The sequence below is a fragment of the Sorangium sp. So ce448 genome (assembly GCF_051520915.1).
In the GTDB taxonomy this organism is placed as follows: Bacteria; Myxococcota_A; Polyangia; order Polyangiales; family Polyangiaceae; genus Sorangium; species Sorangium cellulosum_B.
Genome location: NZ_CP150343.1, coordinates 12,518,210 through 12,535,046 on the forward strand (window position 1 = coordinate 12,518,210; position 16,837 = coordinate 12,535,046).

13 protein-coding genes are annotated in these 16,837 nt (G+C 68.2%); 6 read left to right on the forward strand and 7 right to left on the reverse strand.

All coding sequences use genetic code 11. The features are described from left to right. Positions 1-3: 3 nt before the first annotated feature. Both WMF45_RS47095 and WMF45_RS47100 read right to left on the reverse strand, forming a co-directional pair. Positions 4-1,449: a DUF1501 domain-containing protein gene (locus WMF45_RS47095; RefSeq protein WP_437713439.1), complete on the reverse strand. Its 1,446-nt coding sequence runs from the start codon at positions 1,447-1,449 to the stop codon at positions 4-6. A 560-nt stretch (positions 1,450-2,009) separates the two neighbouring features. Continuing rightward, on the reverse strand, positions 2,010-3,521 hold the full coding sequence (locus WMF45_RS47100; protein ID WP_437713441.1) for a hypothetical protein: 1,512 nt from the start codon (positions 3,519-3,521) through the stop codon (positions 2,010-2,012). A gap of 302 nt (positions 3,522-3,823) precedes the next feature. Here WMF45_RS47100 and WMF45_RS47105 point away from each other — a divergent pair, with 302 nt between their 5' ends. Then, positions 3,824-5,050: a 2-isopropylmalate synthase gene (locus WMF45_RS47105; protein ID WP_437713443.1), complete on the forward strand. Its 1,227-nt coding sequence runs from the start codon at positions 3,824-3,826 to the stop codon at positions 5,048-5,050. On the opposite strand, the gene WMF45_RS47110 is transcribed toward WMF45_RS47105, so the two are convergent. Beyond that, positions 5,034-5,363, reverse strand: a complete 330-nt coding sequence (locus tag WMF45_RS47110) for a hypothetical protein (protein WP_437713445.1) — start codon at positions 5,361-5,363, stop codon at positions 5,034-5,036. The genes WMF45_RS47105 and WMF45_RS47110 overlap by 17 nt on opposite strands. Before the next feature lie 89 nt (positions 5,364-5,452). Here WMF45_RS47110 and WMF45_RS47115 point away from each other — a divergent pair, with 89 nt between their 5' ends. Further along, on the forward strand, positions 5,453-5,626 hold the full coding sequence (locus WMF45_RS47115) for a hypothetical protein (RefSeq protein ID WP_437547347.1): 174 nt from the start codon (positions 5,453-5,455) through the stop codon (positions 5,624-5,626). 789 nt (positions 5,627-6,415) lie between these two features. Here the strand turns inward: WMF45_RS47115 and WMF45_RS47120 are convergent. The 4 genes from WMF45_RS47120 to WMF45_RS47135 all read right to left on the reverse strand — a co-directional run bounded on the left by WMF45_RS47120 (position 6,416) and on the right by WMF45_RS47135 (position 10,392). Continuing rightward, entirely contained in the window at positions 6,416-7,666 is a 1,251-nt protein-coding gene (locus WMF45_RS47120; protein WP_437713447.1) for a lipase family protein, read from the reverse strand. Between the two features lie 631 nt (positions 7,667-8,297). Then, positions 8,298-8,456, reverse strand: a complete 159-nt coding sequence (locus WMF45_RS47125) for a hypothetical protein (protein WP_437713449.1) — start codon at positions 8,454-8,456, stop codon at positions 8,298-8,300. A gap of 154 nt (positions 8,457-8,610) precedes the next feature. After that, positions 8,611-9,180 carry an RNA polymerase sigma factor gene (locus WMF45_RS47130; RefSeq protein WP_437713451.1) on the reverse strand — a complete coding sequence of 190 codons (570 nt, stop codon included), beginning with the start codon at positions 9,178-9,180 and terminating at the stop codon, positions 8,611-8,613. Positions 9,181-9,288: 108 nt separating this feature from the next. Next, positions 9,289-10,392, reverse strand: a complete 1,104-nt coding sequence (locus WMF45_RS47135; protein ID WP_437713453.1) for a sigma-70 family RNA polymerase sigma factor — start codon at positions 10,390-10,392, stop codon at positions 9,289-9,291. A 216-nt stretch (positions 10,393-10,608) separates the two neighbouring features. On the opposite strand from WMF45_RS47135, the gene WMF45_RS47140 reads away from it, so the two are divergent. The 4 genes from WMF45_RS47140 to WMF45_RS47155 all read left to right on the forward strand — a co-directional run bounded on the left by WMF45_RS47140 (position 10,609) and on the right by WMF45_RS47155 (position 16,826). Beyond that, positions 10,609-11,688 carry a hypothetical protein gene (locus WMF45_RS47140; protein ID WP_437713455.1) on the forward strand — a complete coding sequence of 360 codons (1,080 nt, stop codon included), beginning with the start codon at positions 10,609-10,611 and terminating at the stop codon, positions 11,686-11,688. A 20-nt stretch (positions 11,689-11,708) separates the two neighbouring features. Next, the gene (locus WMF45_RS47145; protein WP_437713457.1) at positions 11,709-13,355 is read left to right on the forward strand and encodes a hypothetical protein; all 1,647 of its coding nucleotides are present in this window, start codon (positions 11,709-11,711) and stop codon (positions 13,353-13,355) included. 1,442 nt (positions 13,356-14,797) lie between these two features. Then, positions 14,798-14,947 (forward strand): hypothetical protein, encoded by a 150-nt coding sequence (locus WMF45_RS47150; protein WP_157907319.1) that lies wholly within the window; start codon positions 14,798-14,800, stop codon positions 14,945-14,947. A gap of 580 nt (positions 14,948-15,527) precedes the next feature. Next, a complete protein-coding gene (locus WMF45_RS47155; protein ID WP_437713459.1) occupies positions 15,528-16,826 on the forward strand; it encodes a PAS domain S-box protein in 1,299 nt (432 codons plus the stop codon). Positions 16,827-16,837: the final 11 nt, after the last annotated feature.

The following is a 16,837-nucleotide window of genomic DNA, read 5'->3' on the forward strand; positions in this document are numbered from 1 at the left end:
CTCTCACGCCTGAAAAAACGGTGCCTCGTAGGGAGGCCCCGGCGGCAGCTCGCCGACCGCGAAATTGTCAGTCACGTGCGGATCGATGCCTGCGGCCGTCAGGGCCACGCACGCGAGGTTGGCGGCCGTGTAGCTGCCGAGGGGGGCCCCGGTCATCCAATCGAAGCTGCCGATCCGCTTGGGCTCCCCCGAGGTCGTGGGCTGGATCGGACCGCCGAGCAGCACGACCACGTAGCCTCGACCGTAGTGCTTGCGGCCAGCGGGCAGGTCCGGCCCGATGGTGCGGCCGAACTCCGTGTTGAGGATGATCAGCGTGTCGTCGATGCTGATGCGCCCCGATGCCGGCGTCGTCGGGCTCGTCACCCGGCTCAGCTCCTTCAGGAGGTTGTACAGGTTGCCGAACGTCACGCCGGCGGTGTGCTCGTGCCCGTCGTAGGCCGCGTCGGTGTCGGTGCCGAGCCCGACATCGACCATGCCCACGTAGCGCGTGCCCTTCGTGTTGAAGAGCCACGCCGCCATGTCGAGGCTCGCCTTCGTGGTGTTGAGCGGCGATTCCCCGGGGGGTGCTCCGGAGCTGGGGGAGTTCGTCGAGCAATGCACCGCCGTGGGGCCCTCGGTGCGGAGGCTCGAGTTGAACACCGGCACGAGGTTCGGGCTCCCGGGCAAGCTGTCGAGCGCGGCCGCGTAGGCGTCGAACCCGCGCGACCGGGATCCGTCGAGGCCGGCCTCGTAGAGGCCGGCATACACTTGATTCAGCGCGTCGCTCCCCGGAATGACGTTGCTCCGCGCTGCCCAGGTCGCCATGTCGCTCGCGGCGGCGCTCATGGGGACGAGCACGGGCCGCGTCGCGGAGCCGTGCGTGCCGACCGCGAGCCACGCGTCGAACGCGGAGGCATCCCCGGGGAAGAAGCGCGAGCTCGGGGGCATGAGGACGTAGGAGGTGTGCTGGACGGGGTAGCGGCGCTTCATCGCCGCGCCGAGGCTGGCCGCGCGGCTATCGCCGAAGCGCCGCCCGGTGAGGGCATACGGGATCGCCACGGGGTGCGCGGTGAACTCGTGCGTCATCGTGACGACGCGCGTGCGGGCGAGGAGGTCGGGTCGACTCCAGAGCGGGGACGTCGCGACGCTCCACCTCATCCCCCCGATGGACTGGGAGTTCGTTCCGTTCCCTGAGCCGCCGCAGCCGGAGATCGACGTCCCATTGAACGCGTTGAGCAGGTCACCAGAATACACCTCTTCGCGCGGCTCGACGTGGAACGTTTCCCAGGGAGAGAGCCCTCCGTAGAGGAAGATCTCGAGGATCTTCTTCGGGCCGCCCCACGTGGCCACGTTGGAGTAAGGGGCCCACTCCTCTCCTGAAGGGCCATCGGCCCAGGCAGGTTCACGCGGCAATGCCGCCGCGGCGGCGAGCGCTCCGGCGCCCGTCAACAACTTCCGTCGAGAGATCATTGGGTGCTCCTCCTGGTTCACGACAGGACGCGTGAATGGAAGCTCGGCGTTCGGCTTCCGGCGCGGCAGAGGTGTCTCGCCGCGAAGCTGCAGGCGCGCTTGCGAGCTCCGGCTCGCAAGTGCACCGGCGCATCAGTGCACCCGGTGTGCCATCCCCGAGGTGGCCGTCTCCCTTCCAGGGTCCTTGTGCAGGCTTCAACAAGGCGGCTGTCGCGCAGCGTGGGCGGCGCGCGCTCGGCGGTGCCGGGGGCGCGGTCGCAGCGCGGCTGGCGTGACATGTCACGATCGATTCGTGACATGTCACGGTCGATTCGTGACATGTCACGGTCGATCCGCGAGACGTCACGCCGCGTGCGGAGACAAGCGCTCACCCGGCGCGAGGACGGGCCGTGGACCGGCCCTCCGCGAGCGCCAGTCGACTTCGGGAGGAGCGTGCGGAGAGGGCTGCTGCGCGGCGGCTCACCGCCCGGGCGAGGCGCGCGCCGTCAGCGGAGGTCGAGGCGCGGCGCCACGGCGGGCGCCGCGCCCGACAAGGCTCCTGTCACGAGCGCCGCTCCCGCTCAGGGCTCGAACTTGACGGCGACCGGCGAAGGCTGGGTGCCGACCCCTTGGCCCACGCCGAGCTGCCCCTCGGCGTTCTCGCCCCAGCAGAGGATCTCGCCTGTCGTCTTCAGCGCGCACGTGTGCTGGTAGCCCCCGGCGAGCTGCGCCACGCCGTTGATGGGCACGTCGACCGGCTGCGTGGACAGCCCCTCGTCGCCGTTGCCCAGGAAGGCGACTCCCCACATCTTGAGCGCCCGCGCGTCGCCGGACACCGCGCCGCTCCGCTCGCGGCCCACGTCGATGCGCGTCGCGCGCGGCACGGCGACGAGCGTAGGCTCCGGCACGGGCCCGGAGCGATTGGCGCCCACCGCGCCGTTGTAGTCGTTGCCGAAACAGTAGACCTCGGCGCCCTTGCGCGCGCACGTATGCCGGTCGCCCGCGGCCACCTCGTCGACGCCTGCTGCGAGCGGCGCGAGGACGTTCACGGGAGAGGGCGAGCTCGTCTGTCCGCCGTTGCCGAGCTGTCCATCGAAGTTCCTGCCCCAGCAGAGCACGCCCCCGTCGGAGGCCTTGATGGCGCAGGTGTGATCCTGGCCTGCCGCGACCTGCCGGACATCGCTCCGGACGAGGAGCGGCGTCGCATAGCCCGACTGCTCCGCCGCGCCATTGCCGATCTGGCCTTCCTCGTCGGAGCCCCAGCAGTACAGCTCATCGCCCGTCTTCACGGCGCACGAGTGCGCCGCGCCCAGCGAGATCTGCACGACGTTGATGAGGCTCGCCACCCGCGTCGGTCCGGCGGAATCGAGGTACGAGCCGTTGCCGATCTGCCCGCGCCGGCCGTTTCCCCAGCAGACGACCGTCGTGTCCTCCATCACCGCGCAGGAGTGCCCAGGGGCGATGTTGTCCGTGCGCGAGAATCCGCCGCCCGCGGCCACGTGGATCGCCTTGCCGGGCAGCGACACCCGCGTGGGCCAGGGCAAGGCCGGTTGATCCACCGGCGCTCCGGCCTCCCCGAACGTGTTCCTCCCCCAGCACCAGACGCTGCCGTCCCCGCGCAGCACGCAGGTGTGGGCGAACCCCGCGGAGATCTCGACCGGGTCGTTGCAGAAGGCGCCCTCGGCCGCGTCCACGCACTCCATCGCGCAGCGGCGGCCGCAGGCGCCGCAGTGCTGGGCATCGCGCGCGCTCGTCTCGCAGCCCGGGGCCGCGGCGTCGCAGTCGAGGAAGCCCGCGTCGCACGCGAGGCCGCAGACGCCGTCCTCGCATGTCGGCTCCGCGTTCTCCCCGGCGGGGCATTCCTTCGGCGAGGTGCACGCGACGCCCTGGCCGCCGGCGCCGCCCTGGCCGCCGGCACTGCCCTGGCCGCTGGCCCCACCCTCGCCGCCGGCGCTGCCGTGGCCAGCGCCGCCGCCCTGACCGCCTCCGGCCGACGCGAAGTTCCGCTCGGAGGGCGAGCAGCCGGCGCAGAGCGCGGTTGTGGCGATTGTGAGGAATCCCAGCGCGGTCATCGGCAGGCGAAGCCTGTGCATGATCGAAGCTCCCGGATCGGCAGGTGTCCCGGAGCAGCAAGTTGCTCCTTGGTCAGCTTTTTACGCTGCCGCTCTCCGCGCGGAAAGCCGCACCCGTTGGCGGGCGCGGTGGTCCGGCCCTGCGGGCGTGGACGCGTGGCGCCGGCTCGATGCGCTCGCGGCGCGGGGGCGCGGCGCTCGCCGTGCGCTGCTGGGACCTGCTCCGGCGGCCGACATGAAGTAACCTTTCCCCCAGCGCGGAGCGACGCGGTGCGCCGCGCCCGCGCCACGCCGAGAGCCCCCTTCGAGATGAGATGCAGCGCATGAGCGCCGACGGCCGGGATCCCGGCGCCGCGGCCCCCTTCGACTGGAACCGCGCCGAGCCCGCGCCGGGGGAGCGGCTGCCGCGCCCCGGCGGGCAGCTGTCGCCCTCCGGCTCCGGCGGGCTGCGGCCGCCCCCCGGTGGCTTGCGGCCGCCCCCTGGTGGCCCGCAGCTGCCCCCTGGTGGCCTTCAGCCGCCTCCCGGCGTGCAGCCGCCCCCTGGCGGCCCGCAGCTGCCTCCCGGCGTGCAGCCGCCCCCTGGCGGCCTGGTGGTCGCCGGCGCGTGGGGCGCCACGCCCGCCGAGGGCGAGGTGTGGCTGCCCTTCGACCGGGGAGCCCGGCCCGTCGAGGTGCTCGACGAGACGCTGCGCGACGGCATCCAGGGCGTCTCCACGGTGAACCCGCCGCGCGCGCTCAAAATCGAACTCCTCCACGCGATGGTGAGCGTCGGCGTCGACGTCGTGAACCTCGGCATGCCGGCGACCGGGCCGCGGCAGTTCGACGACGCGTGCCTGCTCGCCCGGGAGATCGTCGCGTCCCGCCTGCCGCTCGGCCTGACCGCGGCCGCGCGCACCCTCGCCGCGGACGTCGAGGAGGTCGCCCGGGTGGCAGAGCGGGCCGGGGCGCCGATCATGGTCTACGCGTTCATCGGCAGCTCGCCGATCCGGCACTTCGTCGAGGGGTGGGGGCCTGACTTCCTGGCCCGCAGCGTCGACGAGGCCGGGCGGGCGGCTGCGGCGGCCGGCCTGCCCTTCTGCCTCGTCGCGGAGGACGCGACCCGCTCGCCGCCCGACATGCTCCGCACGCTCTTCCGCGCCGCCGGCGATGCCGGCGCGGCGCGCCTCTGCCTGTGCGACACGACCGGCCACGTCACCCCGCCGGGCGTCGAGGCGCTCGTCGCGTTCGCCCGGCGCGAGCTGGGCGCGCTCGGGGCGACCGGCATCGAGCTCGACTGGCACGGCCACAACGATCGCGGGCTCGGCCTCGCGGCCGCGCTCTGGGCGGTGGCGAGCGGCGTCGAGCGGGTCCACGCCACGGCGCTCGGCGTCGGGGAGCGGACGGGCAACACCTGCCTCGAGCTGCTCGTCGACAACCTCGGCCGCCTCGGCGCGCGCCCCCCGGTGCCGCGCGAGCGCCTGGCGGCGTACTGCGCGGCCGCGTCGCGCGCGCTCGCCTGGCCCGTCGCGCCGGACCATCCGATCGCGGGGGCGCTCAGCCGCCGGGGGTGAGGTTGCCCCCGCCGACGCGCGCCAGGGCGGCGCGGACGATGGGCGCAGCGGGCGCGAGCGCGTCCGCGAGCTCGCCGACGCGACCCGCCGCGCGCTCGGCGCGGGCCCACGCCGACGAGAAGCCGAGCGTGCCGGGCGGATGGGCCTCGGCGAGGGCGATCGCTTGCCGGAGGTCGTCGCCGACCGCCGCGATGGCGTGGAGATCTGCCACGCTCGCCCCGCGGGCGCGCGCCTCGGCGTAGAGCGCGCGCACGATGCCGAGCAGGTCGCGGGCGGCCTCCAGCGGGAAGGGGTCGTGGCGGATCGAGAGCACGCTGGCTGCAGATCACGGATGCCAGGCGGGGGCGTCAAGCCGCGGGACACGCGTGCGATGCGGTTTGAAAATTGCAGCGGAAGGCCGTCATGAACGACGACAAGGATGAGCTCGCGAAGACCGACATTCCCGGCGACGACGAGGATGCCCCGCTGCCGCCGAACCCGGGGGATCCGGGGCCGGAGCAGCCGGAGCCGCCGTCGCCCGATCCGACGGAGGACCCGCGCTTCCCGCCGCTGGGTGACTTTCCGCGCGGGGTTTGAGCTGAGCGGAGGGCTGCGCCTGGTCGGATGAGGAACGTGCCGTGAGAGGCCCGAGGTGAGGAGTGACGCGGGTCCTCTGCCCTCACCACCACCGGCTAGAATGCTGCCCTCCTGTTGGACAGGCCGTGGGACCCGAGAGAGGGGCTTCGTCGCGCGGGGTGGGGGATCACGACGACACGATCGGCCGGGCTTGCGCGGGCTTCGAGGGGGTCGACCTGGCGACCGCGGGCACTATCCGCGCGATCTCCGGTCGTCCGAACGACTCGGTGGTGCTTTCGGCGGCGCCCTCGGCGCTCAGCGCGTTGCACTCCCATCGCTCCACCCGCCCGGCTCATTCCGCCTTCGTTCGCTATCGCTTCCTCGTTCGCCGCGATGGCGACTGGTAACTCGTCTGCCGACTCGCCGCTCTGCCGCCACGTCCGAACATGCTCCGACGATTTGGCTTCTGTGACCCTCGTCCTTGTCATGGTTGGCATCGTGCGACCGACGAAGCGGCCCGGGAGCAACGGCGCTTCGTGCAGCGCTCGCCCAGGCCAGAGCCGCAAAACCCAGGCCCACGGCGACGGGCGGGCGGTTGCCGCCCGCCCATAAACAAGCCCCGGTTTGCTATCACTACGATGCACAGCGAGGAGTTACGGCGAGACGACCGGACGCGCGGGCCCGGTACCAACCTCGCCAGGCGACGGCGGAGCTTCTCCGACGTATCTGGTCGTGCGGCCACGGTCGGCAGGAGCGGGAATCAGCAGGGTCGACACCGTGGGCGCAAGGTTCCCGTGACGCCCTCTCCCATCACCCAAATTCGGATCCTGGAGCTACGATCTGTGAAGTTCGCAGGTAATTGAGGGGGGAGTGGTCAGCCCATGAAACATGCAGGGGAATCCAATTGAGTAGCGGGAACTGATTGCGTACGAAGGCCATGACGCCGATCCCCATGCTCAGACCACCAAGTATCGCCTGCCGCACGAACCGGCGCTCAAGCTGCCAACCATAGGGCGTCGAGATGTACTGTTTGCCAAACGGTACAAATGATCCCATCGTGCGCGGTGGCATCTTCGGCACGACGTCATGACCATAAACGTGATTGAATAAGTACGGCCCAAACGCCTTGTTGAACGTCTCGGCGAATACCCTCCCACCGACCATCGGAGCTCCGAATGTGTAAACGCCGCGCAGCACCTTCTTGATGGGGTCGAGTTCGCTGCTCGAGTGGATGATCGCCGCCGCAATGATGGCCATCGCTCCACCAAGGCTGTGTCCCGTGATGTAGAGTGCCTTCAGCTTCTTCAAATCCTTTGATTTGAGTGAGGCGGAATCGTCGCTGCACGCTGGTTTTGGTGCACTCAGATTGATGATTTGATCGTCCGTGATATCGGGGCCTCCTTGCTTCCTGTTGGATGTATCGCCCGAAGAGCCATCGGCCGGCGGCCTTGAATCGCCGCCCGGTGCGGATGGGTACATGTCATTCAATTTCTTCTCTATCGAACGACCGACTTTGTCTATGCCTGCAACTTTACTGGAAATATCATTTACCTTCGATTCGATGTTGGATATGGTTTTCTGATCTCTGTTAATGTTCGCGCAGGCTTTTTCTCCTTTTAATGCGGAGTCTAACATGTCAACAATCATTGGCCATAGCGCCCGCACTGATCGATAAAATCCTCCGTGAACAGGACCCATTTCGTTGAATGGATCTGGGTGGCTGTTTACGTTGGTCAGCCAGTTGACTACGTTCCGTGGCTCTGTGCCGCGGAAGCAAAGAATTCCAATCTGCCCGTCCTCGCTCTGGGCGAAGTACGCGGACGAGTCGATGAACAGTGCGTCGTTCTGAAAAGTTATCGAATTGCAGTAATTGTTATCGATTCCGCGCGCTGCTAGCATCCTTGAAAAATTATCGATATCGGAATATGCCCATGCAGAGGCAGAGGCGAGGATATATGCTATTCGGCTGTCGTACATGCCGGCTGGGAGTTCGGCCAATTTGTGTACAATGCTCGGCGCCTCCGCCTCGCCGCTTGTTGCGGTGCCAATTTTTATCTCCAAGGGTTTTGTCTCCAGGTGGATGGGTGATGCGAAGTGGGGCGCTGATAGTATGCGCCTGATAAATTCTGAGGACGAGAATTCTGAAAATACTTTTTCGGCCGATTCTGTATGTATTGTCGATCTCCTGGGGCGAGATCCGCGAGCGCTTTCGAATTTCATTTGTCTGTCTTTCTGTTGTTTGGTTATTTGCTATTGGTGTAGGTGCATGATCGATTTTTCTGATGTGTGAGATTGTCTCGAGCGTGGGTTGGTGACATGTGTCGTCACGTGCTGGGCTGCGTCCGGTAGGTATGTTGATTCTTCTGCGCGTATTGGTGAAGCGCAAGGGTGTCTTGGTCACTGGGCAGGTTGAGTCGAGTTCAAATTTAGTATTGTAAATCGATGAATTCCCTGGTAGTCCGCGCTGTCGTGGTGACCGGCTGTTGACGCTCACGCTGGCTGATGGTCCGTCGAGCAGGCCGCTTGATGGCCATCGCGGGCGTGCGTGGTTGCGGTCAAGGAGAGCGATGGACATCGCTCGGACGTGCGCGCCGCAGCGCGGCTCGCCATGGCCATCGTCGTTCGTGGCCGCTGGCGCTGGCGAAGTGTTCCTTCGCCAGCGCCGAGGGGGCGCTAGTCGTGTCGGTCAGCGTCAGCTGACGTCCGTACCCAGGTCGCCGACGATGCGTGCCATCACGTCACGCTCGACGAGCTTTTTCTTCTGTCGCGCCGCCGTAACCGCGGGGCTGCCCAGCCAGGCGCCTGGGATGCACACGTCGGTCCGGTTCTCGGCCGGGTTGTCGGTGACCACCGCGCCAACGAAGTTGAGCGCCTGCCGCTCTCGCCGCTCGACCCATGCGGCGAAGATGCGCCGAACGCCGAAGAACAGGGTGTCGATCCAGCGAGCAGCTTTGCTCGACCAGCTCGAGCGCGCGCGGCGACGGCGAGCTACGTCCGCACCTCGTTCAGCGGAGGATCTTCCGTAACTGCTTTCGCCCGCGGTGCAGCCGCTTGTTCGTCGTGCCTGGATGGGCACCAAGCTCTGCTGCGATCTCCTCAGCGGTATTGCCCTTGGCGGTGCCCGCGAGCACGGCACGGAGCTCGGGCTTGAGCCGCTCCAGGCAACGAAGCGCAATCCGGGCCTCCACCTGGCCGAAGGGCGACGGTGCATGCCTCGCTATCCCTGGAGCCGCGAATGCCGCAAGCTCCCTGTACCACCGGTACAGGCGCTCCCGGTAATCGAAGATGTGGTGCCAAGTAACAGCGAGGAGCCAGCTCTGAAGAGCCTTCCTTGGCGGCACCTCCGGACGCGGCCGAAATCCTCCGCCTTCCACGCTGCGCCAGGCGGACAGGAAGATCTCCTGCACCACATCCGGCTGGTCGCGAGCGGGTACGCCGAACTGGCGCAAGACGGCTTGGATCATCCTCGAGTGCCGCATGATGGCCTCGAAGGGAACGTGCACTGCCGGGGACGCACCCATCTCGACTCGACGTGACGTGCGCCTATGCTCTGCCACGGCTTCCTTGCGTGTCATGGAAGTGCTCCTTCTCCTGACCCAGTGCAGGGCAGATCTCGGCCTGGCGTCGTTCAAGCACGCCGCCGTCTCCACCACTGGCTATCTGTCGCTGGGGCCGCCCCCGATTCAGCGAAGTTGCAGCAGCAGCGCCTCGCGCTCCCGGGCCAGCTGACCCCGCGGGAATTCCATGGCGTGCATGTCGAGCAGGCGTCGCGCCTCGACGTCAGCCCTGGCGTTGTAGGCTTCGATGGCCTTGCGCGCCTGGAGGATCAGGTCCTTCTCGCGCTCGCTCCCGACCGTGCGTACGGCGCGGACGGGCGGCGAGGAACGCGCAGCTGTTGCGGCCGGTGAAGCAGGCTTGCCGTTCGTCGCGACCAGTGGATGCCCGCCGGGCGCTGCGATGCCCCGCACCACGAGCGAGGCCGTGGCGACCGCACGGCGTGCGTCTGGCTGGTCGAGGGGCGGCGCGGTGTTCTGCTGCCGGGGCGTGGCCGCACCGGCGTGCATCGCTGCCGGCCGTAGCCACGGGGTCGTACTGGCCGAGCTTGACGACCGTGGTGCCGTGGCGACGACAGCGCCTGTCAGCACGACGAGCGCCGCCTGCGCGAAGACCTTCGCTCCGACCTTCTGCAGGTGCAGCGCGGTCGTCCACCACGAGCGACGGAGCAGGCAGAACGCGGCCGGAACGCAGGGCACCTTGTCCCAGCCCCGGAATTCTTGCTGCGCCATCCAGCGCCGCTTCGCCTCGTCCAGCTGCTCGCGTGCCCTGCGGTGCTGGCTCCTCACGGTGTCCAGCTTGAGCCCCAGCTTGGCGGCGATCTCGGCGAGCGACTTCTCCTCGAGCTCGTGCTTGACCAAGAGGTCGCGGTACTTGGGGTCGACCTGCTCGATCAGGTCGCGCATGACGGCTTCCCGCTCCTGTCTCCGGAGCAAGGCTTCCGGGCTCGGTTGGTCCCCGCGGAAGTCGTGCTCGTCGAACGGGGTCAGGACCTCACCCCGACGGCTCGCGTCCCGTAGGTGGCTGCGGGCGAGGTTCAGGGCGATGGTGACGGAGTACGGCGCCGGATCCACGCCCGACTCGAGCCGCCCTCTCGCCTCCCAGTCCCGCAGGAGCGCTTCCTGCGCGAGGTCCTCGGCGTGTCGCGCAGGGACACTGACCCGCCTGACGAGGCGGCGGAAGCGCTCGAAGTGGGGGGGAGTTCGTGCTGGCTTGCCCACAGCTGGTAGCACCCCTGAGCTGGCCGGAAGGGTTCAAGAAAGAGAAGGGTCGGTCAACTTTGGTAGGATAATGTAGGCTTTGTGATGTGCGTACCTGGGCAGTTCCACTGCTCGGAAGGTCGACGAGCTCCTTTGCGTCGTCGGGCCGATCTTTGCCTGGAAAAAGGTCGGCTTCCTGCGAATTGGTCGAGGTTGACGCCGCGCGTCCGGCGCAAGTACGGTCCGCGCATGCGTGACGTTGCGCCTTCGCTGCTGTTCTGTCTGATGATTGGCGCCGCAACCAGCTACACGAGCTCGGCCAGCGCCGAGGACATCTACTCGACCCTGGAGCAAGGCGGCAACTCGACGGAAAAGGACCTTATTCACCGCGCACAGAGGGCCCGCGACGCAGGGCGGTGGACCGAGGCTCATGCCGCCTACAAGGCGGCCTTCGAGGCCGCAGACCCGCCGTCGAGCACGGAGAAGGAGCGCGCGGAGATCGCCGGAGAGCTTGGCCTGTGTGAGCTCGAGCTGCGCAAGTACCGTGACGCTGCCGAGCATCTCGCCTGGAGCCTGGATCAGCGCAACATCCTCCCCCTTCAACTACAGCTTCGGTTCGAGGCCGGGCAGCGTAAGGCAGCGCCGCACGTCGCGACCCTCTACCTGTCCGTCGACCCGCCCGATGCCGAGGTGCTCATCGACGGCAAGCCCATCAGCGCACCAGCGCGGACCTACAGGGTGTTCCTGGACCCCGGACAGCACATGGTGCGGGCCAGGTTGGCGGGCCATGAGGAGGCGTTCGCGTCGTTCGACGCGCAGGCCGGAAAGCCAACGACCCTCTCGCTGCAGGTGCCGCGCGCCGCCGTGTCGGGCGCTCCTGCGACGGAAACCTCGATGCGGAGCTCGGCGCCAGGGGCGCAGGCGTCGTCTTCCGTGGAGCCGTCCTCCACGGCGTCGAAGCTGCGCATCGCTGGCGCGGTCGTGGCAGGGGCAACCATGGCAGCCGGCGGTGGATTGCTGATCTGGAGTGCGTACACGGAGGATGAGCTCCACGACCGAGCTACCGCGCTGCGCGGCGCGGACCAGGATGCGAGCCGATGTGCCGGCCCCAGTGCACCGCGCGCGTGCTCGGAGCTGCGCGACCTGCAAGAGGAGCGGGATCTTATGAAGACAGCCGGATGGGTGACCCTGGCCTCGGGCGGCGCGATCGGTGCGCTGACGCTCTTGTCTCTGCTCGTGGACCGAACCTCACCGTCCAGCGATGGGGTGCGTGTGGTGCCCACGGTGAGCGGGCAGCGCCTGGGGCTTATGATGGCGGGTGTGTGGTGACGAACGTGGAGCTTCGGAGCATGGATATCTCATCGAAAGGTCGACGCGGGGCGGCTGTGGCCACCTTGGTGCCTATCACGCTCGGGTTCGGAATCGCTTTTGTCGTGTACGGGTGTTCCTCCGGTCACGAGGATCCCATCTGTGTCGACGACCCCACGGTGGCGCCTCCGCAAGATGGGTGCGGCCTGTTCGTCAGCGCAAGTCTCGGCGACGACGCGAATCCAGGAACGCGTGCGAAGCCGCTGAAGACACTGCGAAAGGCCCTCGAGCTCGTGGAGGCGGGCGGTCACCCCCACCATGTCTACGCTTGCGCTGAAACCTTCGACGAACGTATCTGGTTCTACGACACCAGCATCTGGGGCGGGTTCGACTGCACGAACGACTGGCAGCACCTCGGTGCCGATGCGAAGACCGTCATCGCCCCGAATCAGCCCGAGCGCGAAGTCGTGACGTTCGGAGGGCGGGAAGTCACGCTCGCGAACCTGCGGATCGTGGCGCCCGATGGTAACGAGATGGACCGAACAGAAGCGTGCTCGATCGGAATCGTCGCTGTGCGCGATGAGGCCGAGCTCAAGCTCGTTGCGAGCGAAGTCATCACAGGACGGGGCGCGATGCCGGGCGGTAATTCGATCGGGATCTACCTCTCCGCTGGCAGCGAGATCGAGGTGATCGACAGCCGCATCGTCGCAGGTGACGGAGCCGACGGTGAGCCCGGAGCTCCGGCGGAGGATGCAGCGGCGGCCGATGGCCGGCCTGGACATGCGGGAGCCGACGCGTGCACGGTCGATGACGTGCCTGCAACCCGAGAGGTCACGACGGAGTGTGACGACGAAACCTCGGTCAGCGGCCAGGGCGGCCCCGGTCTGCCCGATGAGGGCTTCAGCGGAGGTCATGGGGAGCCGCTGCCCGATCCGAACCCGACAGGCGCCGGTACCGGGGGCGTCGGTCAGCAGGGAAGCATGGCGTGCAGCGACGGCCAGCGCGGTCTCGACGGTGCGGCGGGTGTGCACGGTCAGGGGGCAAGGCTTCCTGGCGTTGTGGGATGGGTCCGCTCGCTGGGCAAGGGTCAGGGCGGGACCCTCGGACGCCCGGGTCAGGGAGGCGGAGGTGGCGGCGGTTCGCGCGGCGGTGCGACCGCGTGTGGTGCTGGGCCGGTGGGAGGGGCGTTCGGCGGCTCGGGCGGTTCCGGCGGTTGTGGCGGCAAGCAGGGAACAGCCGGTTTCGCCGGAGGGGTGAGCGCTGGCATCGTCACAAGAGGTTCGAAGGTCACCATCCGCGGATCGACCCTTCAGACCGGCCGCGGTGGTCGGGGCGGCGCGGGAGGGGCGGGACTGCCAGGAGGAAGCGGAGCTCCCGGCGGTGAGGGAGGCGGAGGCGTGCCCGGGGCGCTCGCGGGATGCCGCGGAGGCGATGGCGGCAACGGGGGGCCCGGCGGTGGCGCAGGCGGCGGGCTCGGCGGTCATTCGGTAGCCATCGCGTATCTGGAGACCGCGGAGGTCACGCGCGAGAACGTCCAGGCGACGTTTCTCCTTGGAACTGCTGGGGAGGGAGGGGACGGCGGCGATCCGAATGTCACGGAGAGCAAGGGCGACGATGGCGTGGCGGCCGAGTTCCTGCCGTTTGAGGCCATTGATCCGAACGACCCAGACTCTCATGAGCTGCAGTAGGGGGCGCCATGTGGGATGAGATGACGAGATGGGAATCGGGCTTCCGCGCGCTGGGTGCTCGGCCTTTGCTGTTCGCAGTCGCTTTGTTCAGCGGGAGCGCGGCGCTCGGATGCGGTAGCGAATCGGGTGTGTGGGAACGTTGCGAGGAGACCCTCACATGCGCGACGGTGGACTCCTGCAACGCGGATCCCGGCAACGCCGATCGTCCGGTCGACTGCGAGGGCGTGTATGTGGCAGACGAAGGCGATGATGCTTGGCCTGGCACGCCCAATTCGCCGGTAGAAACGTTTGCGCGGGCGTTCGAGCTTGCCCGCGATCGTGGCATGCGGGTGTATGCATGCGCCGATACGTTCCCTGTCGAAGTCCGTGTCCCGGCAGGAATGGAGGTGTGGGGAGGGCTCGACTGCACCGGACTGCCGAGTCATTGGCCGCTGCATCCATTCGGGGAGCTCACCACGGTTGCGCCAGGTCCGGACCTGATACCGCTCACCGTTGTGGACCAGGCGGCGGAGCCCTCACGGGAGGTCGACGTGACCACGACGCTGACGAGAATCCGTATGATCGCACAAGATGCCACCGTGCCGGGCGGCTCCTCCATCGCCATGCGCGCCCTGCCGGGAGTGACGGTACAGCTGCGCTTGAGCGAGATCGTAGCCGGGGACGGTGCAGATGGAGCTCCTGGCGCGGATGGAAGCGTCGATGCAGCACAAGAGGGGGCACCAGGGCACCCGGGAGCGATGGCGTGCTCTGCCGAAACGGTGGCGGGAGGGGCGCGAGTCACAACCTCGTGTGACGATGGCATCTCGTCGGGGGGGATCGGTGGTATCGGCACAAACGATGAGGGTGGCGACGGGGAAAGTGGTTCCCCTCTGCCGATCACGAATCCGATGAGCCACGGTCTGGGTGGAACTGGGCAAGCCATCCTGTCCTGCACAGAGGGGAGGGGCGGGCTGGCGGGGGATGACGGCGCGAACGGGAACGGCGCATCAGGGCCGGGTCGGGTCACGGACACGGGACTGGAAGGTGGCGCAGGCGAGGATGGTCAGGCAGGGAAGCACGGTTACGGGGGCGGCGGTGGAGGCGGCTCGCGTGGCGGTTCAGCGCACTGCGGCGCAGGAGCGGCACAGGGCGGCGCTTCCGGCGGTTCCGGCGGTGCTGGCGGCTGCGGCGGCAAGCCTGGGAGGGGCGGCGGCCCAGGCGGATCCAGCATCGGGATTCTCTCGTATCACGGCCGCGTCCGCGTAAGTAAAACCAGCATCATCACGGGTCGTGGTGGAAACGGTGGACGAGGCGGGGACGGCCAGTACGGCGGCGTGGGTGGGTACGGTGGCACTGGCGGAGGCAACAGGGCCGGATCGCAGCCAGGCTGCCGTGGCGGCGATGGCGGGAAGGGCGGCAACGGCGGTCGGGGGGGTGGAGGCCACGGAGGACATTCACTCGCCGTGGCACATACCGTCGACCAGGGCCCTGACGTCGAGCCCGACTCTCCGATCAAGTTCGGCCTCCCTGGTGACGGCGGAGGTGCCGGCGATCTGAACGCGAACTCGGGCAAGACGGGTTCCGCAGCCATCTCGATGGGTTTCCAGGACTAGACACGTGACGCTCCGAGGGCGCCGGCCCGACACCGGGCTCCGCCCCACCGCCCGTTCCCGGGGCAAACGCCTCGTCGCCAATGCCGTCCAGCCTGGCCTCGCGGCAGCGCGGCAAGGCGTCGTTGCGAGCCGGCGCGAGCTCGCCCCGCGGAGCGTGGGGACATCGCGGGCCGGTGACCTGGTGCCCAGAATGGCGCACAGGGAACGAGAACGCCATACGGGTGCCCGTCGCAGTCAGGAATCTTCTGACCATCTCCATGCGACGAGCACACGAGTGCGACGCTGGGCGTCCGTCATACCGAGCCGCGCCAGGCGCGCGCCCGCTCCGTCGGAGACGCGCGTAGCCAAGCAATCGACCAAGCGCCAGACCGCACAGTAAATTGATAATCGCAGCAAACGTCCTCGCTGTGACAATACCGATCAGCCGGCCCTGCTGTCCCCACTGTGACGGTCTTCCTGCTGAGATTGATGCTGTCTAAGGCGTCTCATCAGGTGTAACGTCGATGGTGGAGGCGAGCTGTCCACCACCACCGCCGCTCGCCGCCTGACCTTTGCCAGCAGCCAGCATCGGGGGAAATCGATGGAACCTCACGAGACGGTTCTCCAGCCGCACCATGGCGAGCTTGCCGCCCTGCGCGCTCGTGTGTCCAGGCTAGAGCAGATCGAGCGGGACCTGCGTGCCGAGCTCAGCCGTACCAACGCCGTGTTACAGGCAATTCCGTACCTGCTCTGCGTCCACGATCCGGTCGAGCAGCGCAAGCTCTACGAGAACCGCTCGCTGGCCGGCGAGCTCGGATATGCGGCGGACGAAGCGGGCCTCGCGGGCCTCGATGCGTTCGTGACGCTCGCGCACCCCGACGACCAGACCCGGGCTCGCGAGCAGCTCGATCACGCCGGAGAAGGCCAGGCGAGCGACTTGGAGGAGCTCGCGTATCGCCTGCGCAAGGCCGACGGGTCGTGGTGCTGGGTCACGAGGCGCGAGATCGTCCTCGCGCGGGATGGCGCCGGCAAGCCGCGCCAGGTCATGAGCGTAGTCCAGGACATCACAGGTCGAAGGGACATGGAGGTGGAGCAGCGCCGCCAGGCCGAAGAGCTCGGCGTGTCAAAGACATTGATTGACAATGCGCTAGATGGCATCACATTGACGTCCATGAGCGGGCAGGTCGTCTACGCCAACACCGCCTTCAAGGCGATGAGCGGCTTCGGCGACGGCGCGCTCGGCTGCGGGCTGACCGACTTCTACGCACCCGAGAGCTTCCGCCGGCTCTCCAGCGAGGTCTTGCCGACCCTGATGAAGGAAGGCGCGTGGCGCGGCGTCCTCAAGATCCGGCGCCCCGACGGGAGCGAGTGGATGGGGCAGACCAGCGCCTTCGTGGTCATGGGCCCGGCGGGGGAGCCGACGGGCATGGCGGCGTTCTTCAGGGACATCACGGAGCAGCTCCGGTACGAGGAAGAGACGCTCGCCCAGATGCGGGTGATCCAGGCGCAGCAGGCGGCGCTCCGGGAGCTCGGCACGCCGCTCATCCCGATCGCCGACGGCGTGATCGCGATGCCCCTCATCGGGACGATCGATCGGGAGCGCGCGCAGCAGATCCTGGAGACGCTCCTGAACGCCCTCGGCGAGAAGCAAGCCGCGGTGGCGATACTCGATATCACCGGCGTGAAGGCCGTGGACGGAGAGGTGGCGGCCGCGCTGGTCCGCGTCGCGCAGGCGGCGAGGCTGCTCGGCGCCGACGTCGTGCTGTCAGGCGTCCGCCCCGTCGTCGCACAGGCGCTCGTCGATCTTGGCACCGAGCTCAGAGGGCTCGTCACCTGCGGCACCCTGCAAAGTGGTATTGCCTACGCGCTGAAGCGCAAGGCACGCTCGATGACCGTCTGAGCTCCCACGCA